Consider the following 20514-nt stretch of genomic DNA (forward strand, 5'->3'; position numbering starts at 1 on the left):
CGCAAGACAGTCGCGCCGCACCATCACGCCAGGTGGCAGGCCACGAGGTGACCGTTCGCCCCCTCCTTCAGCGCCGGTGCGCTCTCCGCGCAGCGCGGCTGGGCGATCGGGCAGCGGGTGTGGAAGTGACAGCCCGAGGGCGGCTTCATCGGGCTCGGCACGTCGCCCTTGAGGCGGATGCGCTCGCGCTTCAGCTTGGGATCGGGCACCGGCACCGCCGACAACAACGCCCTGGTGTAGGGATGCTGCGGATTGCGGTAGAGATCGCTCGCTTTCGCCAGCTCCACGATGCGTCCGAGATACATCACCGCGACGCGGTCGGAGATGTGCTCGACCACCGAGAGGTCGTGCGCGACGAAGAGATAGGTGAGGTTCAGCTCAGCCTGGAGGTCTTCCAGCAGATTGATGACCTGGGCCTGGATCGACACGTCGAGCGCCGACACCGGCTCGTCGCAGACGATCAGCTTTGGCTCGACCGCGAGCGCCCGCGCGATCACGATGCGCTGGCGCTGGCCGCCGGAGAATTCGTGCGGATAGCGCCGCATGTGCTCGGCCTTGAGCCCCACCTTGACCAGCAGGCTGGCGACGCGCTCGTCGCGCTCCTTTGCCGAGGATCCGAGCTTGTGGATGACCAGCGCCTCGCCGAGAATCGCACCGACCGTCATGCGCGGGTTGAGCGAGGCGAACGGATCCTGGAACACCAGCTGCATGTTCCGCCGCATCGCGCGCAGATCATCGCCGCCCAGCTTGCGCACGTCCTGGCCGTCGAAGGTGACCTCGCCGTCGGTCGGCTCGATCAGGCGCAGCACGCAGCGTCCCGTGGTCGACTTGCCGCAACCGGATTCGCCGACGAGACCGAGCGTCTCGCCGCGGTTGACCGAGAACGACACGCCGTCGACCGCATAGACGGTGCCGACCTGGCGTGACAACAGGCCGCCGAGCACGGGGAAATGTTTCTTCAGGCCGCTGACGCGGAGCAGGGGTTCGCTCATGACGCAGCTCCCACGCTCAGATCTCCCAGGTGACAGGCCATGCGGTGGCCCGGCGCGATCTCTCGCAGCAGCGGCTCCTTCTCGGTGCAGACGTTCATGGCGAACTTGCAGCGCGGCGCGAAGCGGCAGCCGACCGGCGGATTGATCAGGATCGGCACCGAGCCACCGATCGCCTCCAGCCGCGTCTTGTGCTCGCTGTCGAGGTCGATGCGCGGGATCGAGCGGATCAGGCCTTGGGTGTAGGGGTGGCGGGGATCGCCGAAGAGATCGTTGACGGGGGCTTCCTCGACCACCTTGCCGGCATACATCACGACGACGCGCTGGGCGGTTTCGGCGACGACGCCCATGGCATGGGTGATCAGCATCACCGCCATGCCGAAACGGTCCTTCATGTCCTGGAGCAGATCGAGGATCTGGGCCTGGATGGTGACGTCGAGCGCCGTGGTGGGCTCGTCGGCGATGATCAGCTTCGGCTTGCAGGCGAGCGCCATTGCGATCATCACGCGCTGGCGCATGCCGCCCGAGAATTGATGCGGATAATTGTGCACGCGGCCTTCCGCGTTCGGGATCTGCACCAGCTTCAGCATCTCGATGGTGCGCTCGAGCGCCTGCTTCTTGTTCAGCCCTTCGTGCCGGCGCAGGCTTTCGGCGATCTGCTCGCCGATGGTGAGCACCGGGTTGAGCGAGGTCATCGGCTCCTGGAAGATGAAGCCGATCTCCTTGGCCCTGATCTCGTCCAGCTGATTGCTGGTCAGCGGCACCAGATCGCGTCCCTCGAAGATGATCTGGCCAGCCGCGATCCGCCCTGGCGGCATCGCGATCAGCTTCAGGATCGACATCGCGGTGACGGTCTTGCCGCAGCCGGACTCGCCGACGACGCAGAGCGTCTCGCCGCGGTTGATGGAGATATCGACGCCGTCGACGGCCTGCAGGATGCCGTCGTCGGTGGAGAAGTGGGTCTTGAGGCCCTTGATCTCGAGCAGCGGCGCCATCAGATCACCCGTCGCGCATCGAGCGCGTCACGCAGGCCGTCGCCGATGAAGTTGATGGCGACCACCGCGATGAAGATGGCGCCGCCCGGAAACAGCGCCCAGTGCGGGCCGATGTCGAGAAAGTCCTTGGCGTCGTACAGCAGCCGGCCCCAGGTCGGGGTATCAGGCGGGAAGCCGAGGCCGAGGAAGGAGAGGGTCGATTCCGCGATGATGGCGGCGGCGACGTCGATGGTGCCGGCGATGATCACGGGGCCGAGCGCATTGGGCAGGATGTGGCGCACCACCTGCCGCACCGGGCTGGCGCCGAGCGCGCGTGCAGCCTCGACGAACTCCTTCTCGCGGATTGACAGGAACTGCGCGCGCACAAGCCGGGCCACCGGCATCCAGCGCAGGCCGCCGATCACGAGCACGATCAGGATGAAGATGCCGCCCTCGGGTCCGAACGCCTGCTTCAGCCCGTCGCGGAACAGATAGATCAGCAGCAGCAGCAACGGCAGCTGCGGCAGCGACAGGAACAGGTCGGTCAGCCACATCAGGCCATGGCCGAGCGCACCACGCGACATGCCGGCGAGCGCGCCGATCAGCACGCCGACCAGGACCGAGACCAGCATGGCGGCAAGACCGACCGCCAGCGAGATGCGCCCGCCATAGATCATGCGGGCGAGGATGTCCTGCCCCAGATCGTCGGTGCCGAAGGGATGAGCCAGCGAGGGCCCCTGCATGCCTGCAACGATATCGATGTCGTCCATCTTGACGCGCCAGACGAAGGGGCCGAGCACCACCGCCAGGATCAGGATGAGGAGCAGGACCGCACTCACCACCGCAAGCTTGTGCCGGCTATAGCGCCGCCACGTCTCGCGCCAGGGCGAGTAGACGCGCCGCTCAGCGGAAGGAGATGCGAGGGTCAAGCCAGCCATAAAGCACGTCCGCGATGAGGTTGAACAGAACGACGAGGCACGCGAAGACGAAGGTGACGGCCATCACAACCGGCGTGTCGTTGGAAAGAATGGAAGAGATCAGCAGCGAGCCGATGCCGGGGATTCGGAAGATCTGCTCGGTGACGATCGCGCCGCCGAACACCGCCGGCATCTGCAAGGCGATCAGGGTCACGACCGGGATCATGGCGTTGCGCATGACGTGCTTGACGATGACCTTGGCCTGGCCGAGGCCCTTGGCGCGCGCCGTGGTGACATAATCGAGACGGATCACGTCGAGCATCGCCGAGCGCACGAAGCGCGTCATCGACGCCGCCTGGAACAGGCCGAGCACCGCCACCGGCATAATCGCCTGGCGGATCATTTCCAGCACCCAGCGGATACCGGTCGCCTTGATGTCGGTGGTATAGACGAACGGCAGCCAGTCCAGCGTGATCGAGAAGATCAGGATGAACAGAATGCCGGTGAAGAAGGTCGGAAGCGAGAAACCGACGAAGGCGAGCGTGTTCGCGACCTGGTCGAACAGCGAATAGGGCTTCGTCGCGGCGTAGACGCCGACGGGAATCGCGATCAGCAGCGCCAGGATCTGCGCCGAGCCGATCACATAGAGCGTGGCCGGCAGGCGCTGGAGGATCAACTGGTCGACGTCCATCCGGCTGACGAAGGAGAAACCCCAGTCGCCGTGCAGCATGGCGTTGAGCCAGTGCAGGTAGCGCAGGTAGATCGGGTCATCGAGGCCGAACTTGGCCCGAAGCGCCGCCTGCACTTCGGGCGGCACGTTCGGGTTGGTCGCCAACTCGGAAAACGGATCGCCGGGCGCGAGCGCGAGCACGACGAACAGGACGACCGAGATTCCGAGCAGGCTCGGAATCGCGATCAGCAGGCGACGCAGGACGTATTGGCTCATGAGGGGAAGCCCCGTCTAGCTTTGGGGGATCATTCCTCGCGATACCAGTCGAACAAGTTGTCGGTCTCGTTGGCCCAGCCGGAGATCACCGGGCGCAGATTGTTCGCAGCCACCTCGACCTTGAGGCGATGCATCACGGGGATGAACACCGTGTCCTGCCACATCAGGTCGTTGGCCTTGATGTAGTGCGCGGCCCGCTTGACCGGATCCATCTCGCTGTCGGCGGCCTGGATCACCGCGTCGTACTCTTTATTGACCCAGCGCGGAAAGTTGGTGCCCTGCCACTTGTTTTCCTTGGTCGCGACGTTGCTGGAAAGGTAGCGACGCATGTGCTGCGACGGATCCGGCTGGCTCAGCGGGATCTGGAACATCTCGATGTCGGCATAGAATTTCGGATAGGTGTCGGGATTGGCGACGTCCGACGAGAAGAACACCGAAGCCACCACCGACTTCAACTCGACGTCAATGCCGGCCTTCTGACAGGCCTGCTTGACGATGGCCTGGGTCTTCTGGCGCGGACCGTTGATCGAGGTCTGATAGACGATTTTCAGCTTCTTGCCGTCCTTCTCGCGGATGCCGTCGGCGCCGGGCTTCCAGCCGGCGTCATCGAGCATCTTGGCCGCCTTCTCGATGTTGAACTCCCAGCTCGTGTTCTTGGAGACGAACTTCTCCGGGCCGTTGAGGAAGTTCGCGGTCGTGCGCCCGGCGCGGCCGTAGATCGCCTTCTTGACGGACTCGCGGTCCACCAACAGAGACAGCGCCTTGCGTACGACGGGATCCGAGAACAACGGATGCTTGGTCTTCATCGAAGACCGCTCGCCGTCGATCTCGACGTTCGGATCGGTGAAGTTGAGCGCGATGAACTCGGTGTCACCGCCCACGGCGTAGACGGTCTTGCCCTTGCCGCCCTTCTCCAGGCGCAGCAGCACGTCGTCCTCGACCTGAATGTTCCAGCCGAAATCGTACTCGCCGGTCTGGATCACCGCACGCGCGGCCGAGACGGCGTCGCCGCCACCCTTCATCTCGAGCGTGTCGAAATAGGGCCGGTTGGCCATGTGATAGTCGGGATTGATCACGCCACGGATGAGATCGCCCGGCTTGAACTCGACGAATTTGTAGGGACCGGTGCCGACCGGCGCGAGGTTATTCGGGGCTTCGCGCGATTTGGAGCCGATGAAATCGGCGAACAGGTGCTTCGGCAGGATCTGGCCGGTCGCACCGACGAAGGCGTCGGCCCAGAACGGCGTCGGCTTCGGGAAAGTGATCTTGACGGTGAGATCGTCGATCTTCTCGACCGTGAGATCGCGATAGGTTGCGATGGTCACAGCCGCAGTGGCCGGATCCTTGATGTACTGCCAGGTGAATACGAGGTCGTCGGCCGTGAACGGCTTGCCGTCGTGCCATTTCACGCCGGGCTTCAGCTTCCACGTCACCGACTTGCCGTCGGCCGCGAGCAGGCCGTTCTGGATCGACGGGATCTCCGCCCCCAGCACCAGCTTCATGTTGCCGTCCGGATCCCAGCAGGCGAGCGGCTCGTAGAACAGGCGCGAGCCGTCCTGATCCTTGGTGCCGGTGGCGAAATGCGGATTGAGCAAGGTCGGTCCCTGCCACCACAACAGCTTCAGCGCACCGCCGCCGCCGCGCTTGGTCGGCTTGTAGGTCGAGGCGCCCTGGGCCATCGCGACGCCGCCGAGCGCGAGGATCTGGTTGGCCAGGGGAGCGGTGAGACCGACCGCGGCCATGTGCTTGATGAAGGCGCGGCGATCCATCCGCCCGTCCTTCACCTGGCCGATCATCGAACGCAGTTCTTTATCCAGCATGGTTGTCCCCCGTCTGGTTCCCATCGTGATGAAGACGGCCGGCAAAGGCGGCCGCCCAAATAGCTGGCAGTAGATGGCACACCGAATGGGGGGCGCGTCAACTGGGACCGTGTGTATGCAAACGGTCTTCTGGCTGTCTGTTGGGCAAAACCGCGTTCCGCAGCCCATCCGTTCGGCAATCCGGCATCAAAACACGCTGGATTGCACGCTGCACTGCGGAAAATTTGTTCGCCCGATCAGACGAAGTATCGAGGCAAAATTCTACGCGACGGACATGTCGAGCGGCGGCTCGACGTGATCCGGCAGCGGACAGACATAAGGTGTTCTCGCAGTGCGCTTCTTCAGGTCGGCCTTGGCCGCCTTGATCAGCTCCGGATCCGTCAGCGCCTTGATGCCGAGACCGGCCATCGCCTTGGCCGCCTGCACCATGGCCTTGTGGGCATGCGGGCTCTTGCCCTGCGCAACCACCTGCCAAGTGTGGAAAGGCGTGCCGATCGCGACCGTCGGGGCGTGGACCTGCACGGTCGGCACCACCCAGCTGACGTCGCCGACGTCGGTCGATCCGACCAGCGGGTTACGCTTGGCATCGAGCGGCACCAGGAAGTCGGCCAGCGGCCGATCGGTCGGCTCCATGCCGATCGCGTAATAGACCGACGCAATGTCCTTGTCGCTCAGCGTCGCGCGGATCTGGCCGGCAAAGCTCTTGTCTGCATCGTCGAAATGCGGCGGTCCGAGCTCTTCCATGACCCGGTGCAGCGCCTGCTCCAGCGGCCCGTTCGGCAGGATGTTGGAGACTGCGGAGATGATCTTCATCTCCACCTTGGTCTCCGTCATCAGCGCCGCGCCTTGCGCGATCTTGGACACGCGCTCGACCAGCTCGTTCATGCCGGGCAGATCACGCGCGCGGATCGAATAGCGCACCCGCGCATGGGCCTGGACCACGTTCGGCGCGATGCCGCCGGTGTCGAGCAGCGCGTAATGCACGCGCGCGTCGCTCGGCATGTGCTCGCGCATGTAGTTCACGCCGACATTCATCAATTCCACCGCATCGAGCGCGGAGCGGCCGAGATGCGGCGAAGCGGCGGCATGCGAGGTTCGGCCGGTGAAGATGAAATCCGCGCGCGTGTTGGCGAGCGACGGCGTCACCGCGACCTCCCAGAAGCTGTGCGGATGCCAGGTGATGGCGATGTCGGCGTCCTCGAACGCGCCGGAGCGCACCATGAACGCCTTGGCCGCGCCGCCTTCTTCGGCCGGGCAGCCATAATAGCGCACGCGGCCGGGCACCTTGTTCTCGGCAAGCCAGTCCTTCACCGCGGTCGCGGCGAGCAGCGCGGCGGAGCCGAGCAGATTGTGACCACAGCCATGGCCGTGCCCGCCGGCCTCGACCGGACGATGTTCGGCGACACCCGCTTCCTGGCTGAGGCCGGGCAGCGCGTCATATTCTCCCATGAAGGCGATGACCGGACCGCCCTCGCCCCACTCGCCCATCACCGCGGTCGGAATGCCGGCGACCTTCTCGGTGACGCGGAAACCCTGATGACGCAGCTCGGCGAGATGCTCGGCGGCGGACCGCGCCTCGGTGTAGCACACCTCGGGCATGCCCCAGACCCTGTCGCTGAGGTCGATGAAACGCGCCTTGATCGTGTCGACGCCACGCCAGATGTCGCTGCGGTTGTCCATTGTCTGTCGTCCGTGATCTCTTGGTCAAACCAAGCGGCAATGGTTAGCAGCTTCACCGCACCTCGCCTAGCAGCGGCGGGGGCATCAGCCATGCGACGCATGCCGGATTGAGGGGGGCCGCCCCTCGTATGCTGGGCGTTCCTGTGCCTTTCGAAGATTTCACGCGACGCTCTTGCGAATAGTTGGGAACGAGCCTTTCAAGACGGGCTCTGCCGGCCTAAATTATCCATGCATCGTGCGTCGTTCCGCCAGCACGGCAGCGATGTTCTCAGCCAGGAGAAACTCCATGTCCGCCCTGACCGAATGGAGAGTGCCGCCGGCCAACCAGCCGCGTGCGAGCGATTACGGTTTCGACCTCGACCGCGCACTCGGATCCATCGTCGGCCTGCACGCCATCATCCCGCCTGACGCCTTCAGCGCCGAGACGCTGGGCACCGAACGCGCCGGCAACGGCGTCGTGATCGACGACGGGCTGGTGCTCACGATCGGCTATCTCATCACCGAGGCGGAATCGGTGTGGCTGCACCGCGCCGACGGGCGCGTGGTGGAGGGTCATGCGCTCGGCTTCGATTCCGAGACGGGCTTCGGCCTGGTGCAGGCGCTCGGTGATCTTGATATCGAGCCGCTGCCGCTCGGCAACTCGGCCGACACCCGGCTCGGCGACCGCGTCGTGGTCGGCGGTGCTGGCGGCCGCACGCGCTCGGTCGCGAGCCAGATCGTGGCCAAGCAGGAATTCGCCGGCTATTGGGAATACCTGCTGGACGAAGCCATCTTCACCTATCCGGCGCATCCAAACTGGGGCGGCACCGCGCTGCTCAACGAGCGCGGCGAGCTGATCGGCATCGGCTCGCTTCAGCTGGAGCGCGAGCGCGGCGGCAAGGCCGAGCCTGTCAACATGATCGTCCCGATCGACCTGCTGAAGCCGATCCTGGAGGACTTGCGCAAGTTCGGCCGCGTCAACAAGCCGGCGCGGCCCTGGCTCGGACTCTACTCGACCGAGATCGATAATCGCGTGGTGGTGATCGGAATCTCCGCGAACGGTCCGGCCGCGCGCGCCGAGCTCAAGGCCGGCGACGTCATCCTTGCCGTCGACGGCGACAAGGTCACCAGCCAGACTGCGTTCTACAAGAAGATGTGGGCGCTCGGCGCCGCCGGCGTCGACGTGCCGCTCACCGTGCACCACGAAGGCGTCACCTTCGACGTCACGGTGGCCTCGACCGACCGCTTCAAGTTGCTGAAAGCGCCGAAGCTGCATTGATTTTCCGCTGAAGGAAGCCGCGATGAGCGAGGCCGTGATCGACGACATCGTGGCCGTGCTGCCACCGCTGCTCAATGCGATGGAGGCGCTCGGGTTCTTCGCCCGGCATCTGCACCCGCCGGCCTTTGCGTCCGTGATGAACACGGTCGGGGCCCCGGACGAGGTGCTGCGGAAGGCACGGGCTTCGACCGGAGATTGGCCGGACCAGTTTGCCGGCCTGCGTGAGCGGCTCGATACGGCCTGCGACGAGACGCTCGCCGCCTTTGCCGGCATCCGGGAGGTCGAGCGCGGCAACGGCGATCTCGTCGCGGTGTTCCGCGCGCTGCGCCACCTGCCGCGCGCGCAGGAGGCGCTTTATCCGCTGGCGATGCAGTTTCCGCCGGTGAGCAGCTTCTTCCTCAACGCCGCCAATCGCGACAATGCGGACGTGCTGTCTCGGCTCGAAGCCGGCGCGGGCGAAGATACCGGCATCTTCCACGATCACAACGAACCCGGCAGCCGCGGCGGCTTCTCGGTCTACGTGCCCGAATATTACAGGCACGACCGCGCCATGCCGCTGGTGATGGCGCTGCATGGCGGCAGCGGCAACGGACGCGGCTTCCTGTGGAGCTGGCTGCGCGATGCGCGCAGCTGTGGTGCCATCCTGGTGGCGCCGACCGCGACCGGCCCGACCTGGGCGCTGATGGGCGACGATGCCGACACGCCCAATCTCGTGCGTATCCTTGAGACCGTGCGCAGCCGCTGGGCCGTCGATGCCTCGCGCATGCTGCTGACCGGCATGAGCGACGGGGGCACCTTTTGTTACGTGAGCGGGCTCGACGGCGCCTCGCCCTTCACCCATCTGGCGCCGGTGTCCGCAACCTTCCATCCGCTGATGGCGGAGATGGCGAACGCCACGCGCCTGCAGGGGCTGCCGATCTTCATTACCCACGGCAAGCTCGACTGGATGTTTCCGGTGCAGACCGCGCGCCAGACGCAAGCGGCGCTCGCAGCCGCCGGCGCCGACGTCACCTATCGCGAGATCGACGACCTCAGCCACACCTATCCGCGCGAGATCAACGCGGAGCTGATGCAGTGGCTGAATGCAGGATGAACGGCCTCTCCTTATCCGCGCCGCACTGCCGGGGAACATTCGTATCGGGACGACGTTATCGCTCGTCATCGGAGACTCGCCATGCAGACTTTTTTCGGAATGATCCTGGGCGCGCTGCTGCTCGCGGGCGGCGTTTATGTCTATGACTCCATGCAGACATCCTCCGTCGCCAATGGCCAGGTCGCGGTCACCAATCGCACCATCGTGAACTGGGACGTCGCCAAGGCGGATTGGGACGCGCTGCGCGACCGCGCGCACAAGGACTGGGTCCGGATCTCGTCGAAGTAACGACGCTCCATCATGAAAAAGGCGCCGTCGCGGATCCGCGGCGGCGCCTTTGTGTTGGCTGCGATCAAGGCTGTACGCGTCAGTTCATCTTGGCCTTGCGGGCATCGGCGATGACCTGCTCGAACTCGGCCATGCTGAGCACGCCCGGCACGCGGTACTTGCCGACGATGAAGGACGGAGTGCCGCGGAAGCCGAAGGCTTCGGCCTGATCATTGTTGCGCTTGAGCAGGGCATCGATGTCGCTGCCACGGCCGGCAAGATCGCGTTTCAGGCGGTCCATGTCGACGCCGGCCGCCGCCAGCAGCTCGTTGATGCGCGGCTCTGTGAGGCGCGAGCTGACGGCCATCAGGGCGTCATGGGCCTGGTGATACTTGTCCTGGAATTTCGCCGCGAGCGCGGACCGCGCCGCCGTCACCGAGACCGGCCCGAGGATCGGCCAGTCCTTCATCACCAGCCGCACCTTGCCGTCGTCCTGGACGACCTGGCGCAGCTCGGGCTCGAGCTTGCGGCAATAGGGACAATTGTAATCGGACCATTCGACGATGGTGACGTTGCCATTGGGATTGCCGGCGACGGGCGTGTCGGGATCGCGCAGCACCTTGGCTTCGGTCAGCACCTCGTCGTCACCGGCGGCTGCCAGTGCCGGGGTGATGCGGCCTGCCGCGAGGGCGCCCGCTCCGATCAGCGTCAGCGCGGCTCGCCGCGTCGGCACCAAGCCCTTGTTCCCAGATCTAGCCATATCTCGTCCCGTTTCGGTCCCATCTTCCCGAATACGGTTCGGGGTCGGGAATTGTTACTGGTCATATAGAGCGTCACGGCGGCGATGTCATGGCACCCGCTGCGTGAATGCGCGGAAGCATCGCCATCAACGTCCCGGTCATCGTGGCGATCAGCGTGGTCTTGCCCTCATGCTCGGCAAACGCTTTGGCCTCGCAGAAGGTCAGCGTGCGGCCGGGCTTGACCACCTCGGCCTTGAAGACGAAGCGCTCGCCCCTGGCCGGCGCGAGCAGCGTGGTCTTGAACTCGACGGTGAGGATGTCCGCCTCGCGCGGCATCAGGGTGAAGGCGGCAACGCCGCAGGCGTTGTCCAGCCCGGCGGTGATGATGCCGGCATGGACAAAGCCGTTCTGCTGGGTGAAGGCCGCCGAATGCAGCATCGCCAGCTCGACCTCGCCCGGTGCGAGACGGACGATCACGATGCCGAGGGTGTGCATCGCCGGCTGGCGATCGAACATGGCGATGGCCGCCGCGCGATAGCCCGGATTCTTCGGCTCGAACGCAGCCATGGCTCAGATACCGGCCGGCTCGGCGGGAGACCGGCGAGCGATCTCGCGGACGGCATGAGCGAAAGATGCGGATTCGCGCTGGCCTCGGTCCATGTGCACGTCTCTCCCTGTATTTCCCTGATACGGTAGCGTATCAAGCGCGGGACGGGTTAGCAATACGGCACCGTATCAGATTCCGAGAGGCTTCCTTCATGAGCGACGGCAAGGGCGATGTCTGGGTCGAGGCGGGTTTTGCCGAGCTCGCCCGCTCGGGGGTCGAGGGTGTCAGGGTCGAGGTGCTCGCCAAGAATCTCGGCGTCACCAAGGGCGGCTTCTACCGCCGCTTCGCCGACCGCAGCGCACTGCTCGATGCGATGCTGCAACGCTGGCGCGAGGGACGCGCGGCATCGGTCGCGCAGCAAACGCGCCTCGACGGTCAGACGCCCCGCGAACGGCTGAAGGCGGTGATCCAACTCTATTCGGAGCGGCTCAATCCGGAAGCCATGGCGATCGAGCTCGCGATCCGGCAATGGGCCCGCTCGGACGAGAATGCCGCGGCGGCGGTGGCAGGCGTCGACGCCGCGCGACTCAAGCACGTCGCCGAACTCTATCGCGCCACCGGGCTTGCGGCCGAGGAGGCCGAGGCGCAGGCCTTCCTGTTCTACTGCTTCATCTTCGGCCAGAGCCTCTTGTTCGTCGAGCGCGGGCCGCGCAAGCGGTCGCAGCTGGTGGCGAAATCGGCCGAGAAGCTGCTGGATTAGACGAGCTGCTGGACTGAACGAAGAGGCCGGAGCGTTGCCCCGGCCTCGGCATCGCGTCCGGGCTCAGGCGGCGCCCTTCAGCTTCTTGGTGCATTCGCTGTAATAGCCGCCGCCCTTCTGGATCCACTTCAAGCCGCCATTGCCGTTGGTGGTCTTGTTGGCATTGTACTGGTCGACGCAAGTGTGCAGGCGCGCCTTGCCGGGGGTCTCCTTGGCGTATTTCGGATCGACCGCGTTCGGATAGACGGCGGGACCGGCCGGCAGGGTCGGCGCGGCGGCAGGGGCCGCCTCCTTCTTCGCCTGCTTCGGCTCGGCGGGAGCCGCGGGCGCCGCCGGCGCGGCCGCGGTCGGCGCAGCGGCCGGCGTCGCATCCGCGCCGCACTGGGCCTTGCGGAAGTCATTCCACTTCATGGTGCCGAGCGAGCCGTCCTTCTTGGCCGCCTGGTATTTCGCGCTGCACTCCTGCGCGGTCAGCGCCTGCGCCGGCGCCGACAGCGCGAGCGCAGCGAATTCCGACAAGGCAATCGCGCACAGCAATCTCGATCGGATGGTCATCCCTGGTCTCCTCGTTGATCTTCCCCCGATGGGGCAGTGAAATAACAATTGCTATCCTAGCGTGCCGGCCATCTGCGACAAGAACGCGACGGCGCTTGCTGCCAAAATATAGTGAGCGTCTTGCTCCGGATTATTCATGTCGCGTTCAGCAATGCGAGCTGAGGTTCGCAGCCCTCGCAATACTCGCAAGATGAGTGCAACCCCATGACCCTCGCCTCTCGCCTCGCCGCAATCGCCCTCGCCTCCCTGCTCGCAACCGCGACCTCCTTCGCGCAGACCGCCGCGCCGGCCGCCAAGACCGATGTGAAGACCGATTTGAAGACCGAGGCCGCGAAGGCAGCGAAAGAGCGCACGGCCGAGTCGATCGAATGCTCCAAGCAGGCCGACGCCAAGGGGCTGAAGGGCAAGGAGCGCAAGAAATTCCGTCGCGAGTGCAAGAAGGAAGCGAGGGCCGGCACCGCCGCGCCTGCCGCGACCGCCGCCCCTGCCGCCCCTGCCGCGCCCACCGCGCCCGCCGCCGACAAGAAATAACCCTCGCGCCCCTCCGCGCACGACGGCGAGGCGCACGCATTGCGGCATGAGGAGCCTGCAATTGTGCGCCTGCCGCCGATTTGCGATAAGGCGGCGTGAAGCACATCACCACCTCCCTGCCGTTCGAATGGCCGAGCCGTGCCAAGCTCTTGAGCACGGCGGAGACGCTCGTCATCGGCACCGCCGGAGGCCTGGTGTTTCTCCTCGCCGGCCTTCCCGGCGGGCTGATCTCGGGCTCGATGATCGCGGTCGCCATCGCCGCCATCGCCGGCCGCCAATTGGCGCTGCCGCCGCTGCTGACCCAGGCCGTGCTGGTGCTGCTCGGCATCTCGCTGGGCTCGGTGGTCTCGCGCCATCTGCTGCAACAGGTCGGCGCCTATCCCCTCACCATCGGGCTGCTCGCACTCGCGACTTTCTGCTCCACCTTCGGCTCCAGCTATTACCTCCAGCGCATCCATGGCTGGGACCGCACCTCGGCCTTCCTGGCCGGCAGCCCCGGCGCGCTGTCGCAGATCACGATTCTCGCGGTCGAGCGCGGCGCCGACCTGCCGGGCATCGCGGTGGTGCAGACCATGCGCGTCATCATCCTCACCGCGGCGCTGCCGATGGTGCTCGCGATTGCGGGCGTGGTCCCCTCCGCCGTGCCGTCGCTGACGACGACGACGATTGCCTCGCCGCTCGACCTCGTGGAGCTGGTCGCGGCCTCGCTGGCCATGGCGCTGGTGCTGCGGCTGATCAGATTTCCCGCGAGCTGGATGTTCGGCGCCATGATCGCCTCCAGCGTGCTGCATGGCGCCGGCTGGGTCGAGGGCGGCCTGCCGGACTGGGTGCGCGGCGTCGCGCTGGTCGGCATCGGCGCGCTGATCGGCAGCCGCTTCGCGCGGATGCGGATCAAGACGCTCGCCGGTCACATCAACGCGGCGCTGGGTTCGTTTGCCGTGGCCATCGCCGTCTCCGCCATCTTCGTCGGCACCGTCGCGCTCACCACGCAGGTCAAATTCTCCGACATCGTGGTCGCCTTCGCGCCGGGCGCGATGGACGCCATGCTGGCGCTGGCGCTGACGTTGCACATCGACCCGATCTTCGTCGGCGCCCATCATTTGTCGCGTTTCGTGTTCGTGACGATCGCAACGCCGGGCATCGTGCATCTGTTCGGGCGCACCCAAGACGACGTGGACGATTAGCAGAGCGCCGCTCTCGTAGGGTGGGCAAAGGCGCGCAGCGCCGTACCCACGATCTCTCTCAATCGTTAATGATGGTGGGCAAAGCGCGCGAAGAGCGCGCCTTTGCCCACCCTACGGCAACTACGAACGCTTCGCCGTCGCCGCAAATCCCCACGCGGCGACCGCGGCCATCAGCAGCGAGATCAGCACGTTGTAGCCGGCGAGCGAGAGGCCGAGGAAGCGCCACTGCACCTCGTCGCAACGCACCACCTTCACGGTGTCGAGCCGTGAAAACAGATCGCCGGCATTGCCGAGATTGACGACGGGACCGCTGCAATCGGTCGGCCCCTTCCAAAAACCCCACTCGACCCCGGAATGGTAGGCGCCGAGGCCGGCATTGGCGAGCGTCGCCAGCGCGAGGATCGCGAGCCCCGCCAGCAGCAGCGGCCGCGGCGCGCGATTCCTCGCCGCAAAAGCCGTGAGCGCGCCAAGCGGAATCGCGAAGTAATAGGCGTAGCGCTGCTCGAGGCAGAGCGGGCAGGGCAGGATCTCCAGCACGAGCTGGAAGAACCAGGCGCCCGCGATGGCCGCGGCCGCGATCAGCGTGACGAGCAGCGAGGCCGTCAGCGCGGGGCTCGTGGCTCCCGGCCTGAATGCAGGTATTGCGGCACTCTGGGTCGTCACGGCGGCCTCTTTCAAAGGGGGCGTGGCCTTAGCCTCTAGCCCCGGTCCAGGCAGCTGTCGAGAACGGCGAACATCACTTTGGCGCGGGTTGACCCCGCTTTGTCCATGGCTATAGTCCGCCGGCTTCGCGACGCTCCCTTCAAGGGCCGACCGAGGGCCCCTGTGGCGGAACTGGTAGACGCGCTCGACTCAAAATCGAGTTCCGCAAGGAGTGCTGGTTCGATTCCGGCCAGGGGCACCACGCTTCGCCCTTCGGGCTTCGCGTGGCGCGGCCACGCACAGCCGAAAGCGGACGCGTGTGCGGCGGAGCCTCTCGAAGACGGACTGTCTCCGCAAATTTCAGATATCAAAGACATGCCTTCACGCTCTCGCGGCGCCTGACGCCCGAGCTTTGGGCTTCTCTCGACGCCCCTTGGTTGGAAAGGGCGCAGGGAAGGCCGGGCGCCGGCTGGCACCCACGGTCCGCTGTGCGCAGATTGCGCGAAGACAGATGCACAGCGGCATACAGGGCAGCCTGGACATCCCGGCCTTTCCCTGCGCAATGGTTTGACGGCTTATGGCGCGCTCTCCCCGGGGAGCGTTGCACTATTGCCCCCGTCGCCTTGCGGACGAGCAGTGCGCGTGCCCGGTCGGGCCGCCTCACCACCGCAAGCCTTGACGCACAGACCCCGGGCGTCAGGACCACACGCTTTTGCCGTACGCTGGACCACACCGGTCGTGTGCGCGCCGCTCAACCGCTCACGGGCCAAGCCCGCCCTGCGACTGCCGGCGCGCGATGCGCCCAACGCCCACCGCGACCCGGCCCGCGTATCGTGACGATCGCGAAACGCCCCTTATCCTTGGGCCGGGATGGCAAACGACTACGACATTTCCGAATTTCTGTCAATCGGAAATTCGAGCTGGGGCGGAATGGCTTCAGCCTGAAGCGATAGCCGCGGGTTGCTCAACTCTGTCGCGTCCGCATGAGCACCCCGTCACGCCTATCTTGCCGAATAGGTCACGGCCTCGATCTTGTGACCGTCTGGATCACGGACGAACGCGCCGTAGTAATTGAGGTCGTAATTCGACCGCAGCCCCGGAGGTCCATCGTCGCTGCCACCGTGTTTCAATGCCGCTACGTAGAAACGATCGACCATCGCGCGGTCCTCGGCGGCAAAGGCGATATGACTGCCGTTGCCCGCGGTCGCCGGTCGTCCGTCGATCGGAACCTGAACGCTGAAGTGAAACGTGCCGCTTCCATAACCCAGTCCACCCTCGTCCTCGGCCATCGGCATGATGCCGACGATGGGCAAGACGGCATCGTAGAAGCGCTTCGCACGCTGAACATCATTCGTCCCGACCGAGACATGGTGGATCACAACGACCTCCCGTTCCGATGTTGCCCCGTAACGGCAAGCTTCCAGCCGTTGTTCCCTCCAGCCCCCCGGGAACCCCGCCGAAGACGTCGCTTTATCTACCAAGGAAGCAGGACATGGACACACGCGTCAGGCATTGCAGGGTTCAGATCGGACCCGTGGACACATTCTACCGCGAAGCAGGACGGGAAGGCGCGCCCGTCGTCCTGCTGCCGCACGGCTATCCCTGTTCATCCTACGAATTTCGCAATCTCATGCCGCGACTGGCCGACAAATGGCGGCTGATTGCGCCGGACTATCCCGGGTTCGGTTATAGCGGGACACCCGAGGACTTCGATTACAGCTTCGATGGCTATGCCGCGTGGCTCGACCGGTTCGTGACCCATCTGAAGATCGAGCGCTTCGTGATCTACCTGCATGACTTCGGCTCGCCGATCGGGGCCAGGCTGGCGATCATGCGGCCTGAGCGGGTGGTGGCTCAGGTCATCCAGAACGGTGACATACCTTACGAAGATGCGCTTGGCCCGAAATACGCCGACATCGAGAAGACCTGGACATTGCCCGACCGGGAGATGCGTGCGGCGATGAGGCAGGCTGTCACCGAAGAGAATTTCCGCGACGAGTTCCTGAATGATGTGCGCGCGGATCTGGCTCGCCTCATCGCGCCGGACCTTTGGCAATTGCACTGGTCGCTGATGACCGAGCGGCGGAAGGACGCCGCCGCAAACGTTCTGTTTGGCCTCAAGGCGAACCGCCAATGGTTTCCCGAGCACCGCCGATATCTTCAGCAGCACAAGCCGCCGACTTTGATCCTGTGGGGGCCGCAAGACCATTACATGCCAGAAGAGTCGGCGCGAGCCTATCTCCGCGACCTGCCCGATGCCGAACTGCATCTCCTGGACGGCGGCCACTGGCTGCTTGAAACCAACCTCGATGAGGTTGTCTCGCTCATGCGTCCATTTCTCGAACGGTTGAAGTCCTGACGAGCATAGTCAGTGGCGGAGAGCCGCTCCGGCAATGACGGTGATTGCGTCCCCGGCGGCGGTTGGCTCCCCCAAGCCACCCGGGCTTCGCCAAGTTATTCCCTATGCCAAGCTATTCCCTATATCGTGCGGCATGATTGGTGATGCAGCGGATAGCTTCGATGGCCAGGAGACGCACGACGGATACGGACGCCGACGATCTGCCGCGCTATCTGGTCTGGGTCCGGGGTCTCGAGGGCCCTGAGCCGCAGAAATGGATGGCGATGGATTTCGGTGTCGGCAACTGGAAGCGACCGCTGGTGCTGGCGTATCTGGAATTGCCGGACGAAGAGCGGTCCCTCTCTCTGTCGGTCCTGGCGCGGCGCTATCCGCCGCCGCGCGTCGACCTTCCTTGAAAGCATCGGCAGCTCGGCGGCCGTCCATCATCCGCAGCCCCGCGACTTGGCAGTCCAATGTCATCCCCGCCCCCATGATTATGGGTGTCACGGCATCCCCGCTGCGGCTAAACTTGCCCTTGCGCCGCGGGGGACACGCGGGTGCGGGACCTTAGATCATGACCGAACAGGACGAGACGGGTGACGTCATCACCATCCTCCTCGTCGAGGACGACGCGCCGACCTGCTGGCGGCTTCAGGATGCGCTGGTCAAGGCCGGCTACGAGGTGCGCAGCGCCGGCACGCTCGGCGAAGCCCGGTCTGCGCTTGCCGGCGGCGCGCCGCGCGTGCTGCTGACCGATCTGCGGCTGCCCGACGGCCACGGCATCGAGCTGATCCGCGAGATGAGGCAGCGCTTCCCCGACACCGAGATCATGGTGATCTCGGCCCTCGGCGACGAGGAAAGCGTGATCTCCGCGATCACGGTCGGCGCCACCGGCTACCTGCTCAAGGACGCCTTCCCCACCGACATCGCCACCACGGTGCGCGACCTCGTCGCCGGCCATTCGCCGATCTCGGCCTCGATCGCCCGCTTCATCGTGCGCAGGACGCAAGGCGCGGCGCAAAGCTCGGCGGAGCCGCCGCCCGGCCCCGTGCTCAACACCGCGAGACTGACACCGCGCGAGATCGACATCCTCTGGGGCATCGCCAAGGGCTTCAGCTATGCCGAGATCGCGAGCCATCTCGGCCTGTCCAAGCAGACCGTGCCGGGCCATATCAAGAACATCTATCGCAAGCTCGAGGTGCACACGCGCAGCGAGGCGGTGTTCGAGGCGGTGCAGCAGGGCCTGATCAAGCTGTGAGCGAGATCGCGGCCAAGGCACCTGCGAAGGCACCTACGAAGGCAGCCGGCAAAGCCGCGCAGCGCCGGCTGCTGGCCTCGCGCCTCGTGCCCTATCTGCTGCTGCAGGCCCTGATCGTGATCGTCACCATCCTCGGGCTTCGGCAATTACAGCCGAGCGATCCCGAAGGCTTCGCGTTGAGCGATTTTTCGGCGCGGGAGGACGGCCAGATCCGCCCCGTGACGCTGCCGCATTTCACGCCGTCGCGCTATTCCCTCACCGACCCGCCATTCTACACCGGCGCCTTCACGTTCCCCAGCGGCGAAGCGGCCGCGGGCTGGTCGGTCTACCTGCCGCGCTTCAGCAACGCGGTGGAGGTCGCCGTCAACGGCGTCGTCGTGCTCGACTCCCGGCGCGACGCCAATGCCAACCGGCCCGACCGCAACACGCCTCAGATCGCGGCCATTCCCGCTTCGCTGCTGCGCGAAGGCGGCAACGAGATCACGGTACGGCTGTACGTATGGGGACCGCTCAAGGGGTTTCTCGACACCGTCTATGTCGGCCCGGACGTCGCCCTGCGCCCGGCCTATGAGACGCGCACGCTGCTGTTCGTCACGCTGCCGGTGGTGTTCTCGGCCTGGCAGGCGATCCTGGCCGTCATCCTCGCAATCATGTGGCTGATGCGGCGTCATGAGCCGGTCTACGGCGTGCTGGCCGCGGCGATGGTGCTCGGCGTCGTGCAGGCGTTCGCGCCGCCGCCGGTGCCGCCGGCCGCCACCTCGCGGCTTGCCGCCGTGCTGCTGGCCTCCGCGCCGATCGAGAGCGCGCTGATCGTCGTGTTCGCCGTGCTGTTCTTCGGCTGGCGCTGGCCGCGCTACGGCACGCTGCTGTTCGTGCCCGGCATCCTCGTGTTCGTGGTCGGGCTGATCGGGGGCCCGCCGCTGCCGCGCATCCTTTTCCTGGTGCTCGGCATTCCGACCGTTGGGCTTTGCCTGGTCCTGATGGCTTGTATCACGGCAACGGCGGTGGTGCGGCGGCAGGACGCGGCGAGCTTCACGATCGGATGCGCCGTGACCATCGTGCTGACCTGCTGGATCCAGGACATGCTCACGGTGCTCGAGATCGCCACCAACGATCGCATCTTCGTCTCGCGCCTGTCCTATTCGGCGATGCTGGTCGCGATCGGCGCCGGGCTGACCTGGCGCTTCGCCCGCGCCTTGAACCAGGTCGACAGCTTTGCCGGCCAGCTCGTGACGCGCGTGCGCGAGGCCGAGGAACGGCTGAAGGCGAGCTTTGCCCGCGAGGAGGAGCGCGCCCGCGCCGCCGCGCTCGCCAACGAGCGCACGCGCCTGATGCGCGACCTGCATGACGGCCTCGGCGGCCAGCTCGTCAGCATCGTCGCGCTTTCCGAGCGCGGCCATGAGGGCGCGATGATCACCGACGCCGCCCGTGCCGCCTTGAAGGATCTGCGTCTCGTCATCGATTCCATGGACGACATCGGCGGCGACCTGATGCTCGCCCTCGGCTCCTGGCGCGAGCGCACGACGGCGCAATTGCGGCCGCACGACATCACGCTCGACTGGCGCGTGGCGACGCCGCAAGGCGTGCCGCTGCATCCGGAACTGCGGCCATGGCACGTCATCCAGATCGTGCGCATCCTCGACGAGGCCGTGACCAATGCGGTCAAGCACGCCCAGGCCCGCCGCATCGCGGTCACCATCGACACGTTCGACGCCGGCCAGGGGCCGTATGGCGTGATCAGCGTGACCGACGACGGCCGCGGCTTCGCGCCGGCCGGCAATAGCGAGGCCGCTCGCAACGGCCAGACCGCGCGTGGCTTGCGCAACATGAAAAGCCGCGCCGCGCGCTGCGGTGCCGTGCTCGATCTGAGCTCGGATTCGTCCGGCACGCGTGTGCGGCTGCAATTGCCGCAGCGCTTTCCCGACAGCGACATGGCTACGGGCTGAAAGGCCCCCTCCCCGAACGTGTGGGGCGCACGGAGAGAGGGGACGGGCCGGGAAGCTGCCTGCGGAGGA

Annotated in this window: 21 protein-coding genes and 1 tRNA gene; 11 read left to right on the forward strand and 11 right to left on the reverse strand. The window is 65.9% G+C overall.

The window, feature by feature from the left end; all coding sequences use genetic code 11:
• Nucleotides 1–23: 23 nt before the first annotated feature.
• From WI560_RS29315 to WI560_RS29340, 6 genes are all read right to left on the reverse strand, one after another.
• Nucleotides 24–992: an ABC transporter ATP-binding protein gene (locus tag WI560_RS29315; protein ID WP_375305955.1), complete on the reverse strand. Its 969-nt coding sequence runs from the start codon at nt 990–992 to the stop codon at nt 24–26.
• Nucleotides 989–1984, reverse strand: a complete 996-nt coding sequence (locus WI560_RS29320; RefSeq protein ID WP_375305956.1) for an ABC transporter ATP-binding protein — start codon at nt 1982–1984, stop codon at nt 989–991. Before WI560_RS29320 ends, WI560_RS29315 begins: the two co-directional genes overlap by 4 nt.
• Complete coding sequence (locus WI560_RS29325) at nt 1984–2901, reverse strand: ABC transporter permease (RefSeq protein WP_375305957.1); 918 nt, start codon at nt 2899–2901, stop codon at nt 1984–1986. Before WI560_RS29325 ends, WI560_RS29320 begins: the two co-directional genes overlap by 1 nt.
• The gene (locus WI560_RS29330) at nt 2867–3826 is read right to left on the reverse strand and encodes an ABC transporter permease (RefSeq protein WP_028134105.1); all 960 of its coding nucleotides are present in this window, start codon (nt 3824–3826) and stop codon (nt 2867–2869) included. The genes WI560_RS29325 and WI560_RS29330 overlap by 35 nt, the downstream gene beginning before the upstream one ends.
• A 29-nt stretch (nt 3827–3855) precedes the next feature.
• Nucleotides 3856–5646, reverse strand: a complete 1791-nt coding sequence (locus WI560_RS29335) for a peptide ABC transporter substrate-binding protein (RefSeq protein ID WP_375305958.1) — start codon at nt 5644–5646, stop codon at nt 3856–3858.
• Between the two features lie 261 nt (nt 5647–5907).
• Nucleotides 5908–7326: a M20 family metallopeptidase gene (locus WI560_RS29340; RefSeq protein WP_375305959.1), complete on the reverse strand. Its 1419-nt coding sequence runs from the start codon at nt 7324–7326 to the stop codon at nt 5908–5910.
• Nucleotides 7327–7612: 286 nt separating this feature from the next.
• On the opposite strand from WI560_RS29340, the gene WI560_RS29345 reads away from it, so the two are divergent.
• The 3 genes from WI560_RS29345 to WI560_RS29355 all read left to right on the forward strand — a co-directional run bounded on the left by WI560_RS29345 (nt 7613) and on the right by WI560_RS29355 (nt 9965).
• Nucleotides 7613–8584 carry a S1C family serine protease gene (locus WI560_RS29345; protein ID WP_375305960.1) on the forward strand — a complete coding sequence of 324 codons (972 nt, stop codon included), beginning with the start codon at nt 7613–7615 and terminating at the stop codon, nt 8582–8584.
• A gap of 22 nt (nt 8585–8606) precedes the next feature.
• Nucleotides 8607–9677 (forward strand): phospholipase, encoded by a 1071-nt coding sequence (locus WI560_RS29350; protein WP_375305961.1) that lies wholly within the window; start codon nt 8607–8609, stop codon nt 9675–9677.
• Nucleotides 9678–9758: 81 nt separating this feature from the next.
• The gene (locus WI560_RS29355; protein ID WP_126259341.1) at nt 9759–9965 is read left to right on the forward strand and encodes a hypothetical protein; all 207 of its coding nucleotides are present in this window, start codon (nt 9759–9761) and stop codon (nt 9963–9965) included.
• Between the two features lie 79 nt (nt 9966–10044).
• Here the strand turns inward: WI560_RS29355 and WI560_RS29360 are convergent, their stop codons facing one another.
• On the reverse strand, nt 10045–10704 hold the full coding sequence (locus WI560_RS29360) for a DsbA family protein (RefSeq protein ID WP_375305962.1): 660 nt from the start codon (nt 10702–10704) through the stop codon (nt 10045–10047).
• 73 nt (nt 10705–10777) lie between these two features.
• Entirely contained in the window at nt 10778–11251 is a 474-nt protein-coding gene (locus WI560_RS29365) for a PaaI family thioesterase (protein ID WP_375305963.1), read from the reverse strand.
• A 191-nt stretch (nt 11252–11442) separates the two neighbouring features.
• Between WI560_RS29365 and WI560_RS29370 the strand changes: the two genes are divergently transcribed.
• Nucleotides 11443–11991 (forward strand): TetR/AcrR family transcriptional regulator, encoded by a 549-nt coding sequence (locus WI560_RS29370; RefSeq protein WP_375305964.1) that lies wholly within the window; start codon nt 11443–11445, stop codon nt 11989–11991.
• A gap of 63 nt (nt 11992–12054) precedes the next feature.
• On the opposite strand, the gene WI560_RS29375 is transcribed toward WI560_RS29370, so the two are convergent.
• The gene (locus WI560_RS29375) at nt 12055–12546 is read right to left on the reverse strand and encodes a hypothetical protein (protein WP_375305965.1); all 492 of its coding nucleotides are present in this window, start codon (nt 12544–12546) and stop codon (nt 12055–12057) included.
• A gap of 204 nt (nt 12547–12750) precedes the next feature.
• Here WI560_RS29375 and WI560_RS29380 point away from each other — a divergent pair, with 204 nt between their 5' ends.
• Complete coding sequence (locus WI560_RS29380; protein WP_375305966.1) at nt 12751–13077, forward strand: PsiF family protein; 327 nt, start codon at nt 12751–12753, stop codon at nt 13075–13077.
• Between the two features lie 95 nt (nt 13078–13172).
• Complete coding sequence (locus tag WI560_RS29385) at nt 13173–14261, forward strand: AbrB family transcriptional regulator (RefSeq protein ID WP_375305967.1); 1089 nt, start codon at nt 13173–13175, stop codon at nt 14259–14261.
• 120 nt (nt 14262–14381) lie between these two features.
• Here WI560_RS29385 and WI560_RS29390 read toward each other — a convergent pair whose 3' ends face one another.
• Entirely contained in the window at nt 14382–14924 is a 543-nt protein-coding gene (locus WI560_RS29390; RefSeq protein WP_375305968.1) for a disulfide bond formation protein B, read from the reverse strand.
• Between the two features lie 156 nt (nt 14925–15080).
• Here WI560_RS29390 and WI560_RS29395 point away from each other — a divergent pair.
• Nucleotides 15081–15165: transfer RNA gene (locus WI560_RS29395), tRNA-Leu, on the forward strand.
• Between the two features lie 739 nt (nt 15166–15904).
• On the opposite strand, the gene WI560_RS29400 is transcribed toward WI560_RS29395, so the two are convergent.
• Complete coding sequence (locus tag WI560_RS29400) at nt 15905–16282, reverse strand: VOC family protein (RefSeq protein ID WP_375305969.1); 378 nt, start codon at nt 16280–16282, stop codon at nt 15905–15907.
• Nucleotides 16283–16395: 113 nt separating this feature from the next.
• On the opposite strand from WI560_RS29400, the gene WI560_RS29405 reads away from it, so the two are divergent.
• The 4 genes from WI560_RS29405 (at nt 16396) to WI560_RS29420 (ending at nt 20445) form a co-directional block, all read left to right on the forward strand.
• On the forward strand, nt 16396–17262 hold the full coding sequence (locus WI560_RS29405; RefSeq protein WP_375305970.1) for an alpha/beta fold hydrolase: 867 nt from the start codon (nt 16396–16398) through the stop codon (nt 17260–17262).
• A 161-nt stretch (nt 17263–17423) separates the two neighbouring features.
• Nucleotides 17424–17657: a hypothetical protein gene (locus WI560_RS29410; RefSeq protein WP_375305971.1), complete on the forward strand. Its 234-nt coding sequence runs from the start codon at nt 17424–17426 to the stop codon at nt 17655–17657.
• A gap of 158 nt (nt 17658–17815) precedes the next feature.
• Complete coding sequence (locus WI560_RS29415; RefSeq protein WP_375305972.1) at nt 17816–18499, forward strand: response regulator; 684 nt, start codon at nt 17816–17818, stop codon at nt 18497–18499.
• The gene (locus WI560_RS29420) at nt 18496–20445 is read left to right on the forward strand and encodes a sensor histidine kinase (RefSeq protein WP_375305973.1); all 1950 of its coding nucleotides are present in this window, start codon (nt 18496–18498) and stop codon (nt 20443–20445) included. Before WI560_RS29415 ends, WI560_RS29420 begins: the two co-directional genes overlap by 4 nt.
• The last annotated feature ends 69 nt before the right edge of the window (nt 20446–20514 follow it).

This window comes from Bradyrhizobium sp. A11 (assembly GCF_042077125.1).
Classification (GTDB): domain Bacteria; phylum Pseudomonadota; class Alphaproteobacteria; order Rhizobiales; family Xanthobacteraceae; genus Bradyrhizobium; species Bradyrhizobium japonicum_B.

What these genes read in the sequence shown, in the direction of transcription:
- WI560_RS29315 (WP_375305955.1), bottom strand. Translation starts at nt 992, where the DNA reads ATGAGCGAACCCCTGCTCCGCGTCAGCGGCCTGAAGAAACATTTCCCC.
- WI560_RS29320 (WP_375305956.1), bottom strand. Translation starts at nt 1,984, where the DNA reads ATGGCGCCGCTGCTCGAGATCAAGGGCCTCAAGACCCACTTCTCCACC.
- WI560_RS29325 (WP_375305957.1), bottom strand. Translation starts at nt 2,901, where the DNA reads ATGGCTGGCTTGACCCTCGCATCTCCTTCCGCTGAGCGGCGCGTCTAC.
- WI560_RS29330 (WP_028134105.1), bottom strand. Translation starts at nt 3,826, where the DNA reads ATGAGCCAATACGTCCTGCGTCGCCTGCTGATCGCGATTCCGAGCCTG.
- WI560_RS29335 (WP_375305958.1), bottom strand. Translation starts at nt 5,646, where the DNA reads ATGCTGGATAAAGAACTGCGTTCGATGATCGGCCAGGTGAAGGACGGG.
- WI560_RS29340 (WP_375305959.1), bottom strand. Translation starts at nt 7,326, where the DNA reads ATGGACAACCGCAGCGACATCTGGCGTGGCGTCGACACGATCAAGGCG.
- WI560_RS29345 (WP_375305960.1), top strand. Translation starts at nt 7,613, where the DNA reads ATGTCCGCCCTGACCGAATGGAGAGTGCCGCCGGCCAACCAGCCGCGT.
- WI560_RS29350 (WP_375305961.1), top strand. Translation starts at nt 8,607, where the DNA reads ATGAGCGAGGCCGTGATCGACGACATCGTGGCCGTGCTGCCACCGCTG.
- WI560_RS29355 (WP_126259341.1), top strand. Translation starts at nt 9,759, where the DNA reads ATGCAGACTTTTTTCGGAATGATCCTGGGCGCGCTGCTGCTCGCGGGC.
- WI560_RS29360 (WP_375305962.1), bottom strand. Translation starts at nt 10,704, where the DNA reads ATGGCTAGATCTGGGAACAAGGGCTTGGTGCCGACGCGGCGAGCCGCG.
- WI560_RS29365 (WP_375305963.1), bottom strand. Translation starts at nt 11,251, where the DNA reads ATGGCTGCGTTCGAGCCGAAGAATCCGGGCTATCGCGCGGCGGCCATC.
- WI560_RS29370 (WP_375305964.1), top strand. Translation starts at nt 11,443, where the DNA reads ATGAGCGACGGCAAGGGCGATGTCTGGGTCGAGGCGGGTTTTGCCGAG.
- WI560_RS29375 (WP_375305965.1), bottom strand. Translation starts at nt 12,546, where the DNA reads ATGACCATCCGATCGAGATTGCTGTGCGCGATTGCCTTGTCGGAATTC.
- WI560_RS29380 (WP_375305966.1), top strand. Translation starts at nt 12,751, where the DNA reads ATGACCCTCGCCTCTCGCCTCGCCGCAATCGCCCTCGCCTCCCTGCTC.
- WI560_RS29405 (WP_375305970.1), top strand. Translation starts at nt 16,396, where the DNA reads ATGGACACACGCGTCAGGCATTGCAGGGTTCAGATCGGACCCGTGGAC.
- WI560_RS29410 (WP_375305971.1), top strand. Translation starts at nt 17,424, where the DNA reads ATGGCCAGGAGACGCACGACGGATACGGACGCCGACGATCTGCCGCGC.
- WI560_RS29415 (WP_375305972.1), top strand. Translation starts at nt 17,816, where the DNA reads ATGACCGAACAGGACGAGACGGGTGACGTCATCACCATCCTCCTCGTC.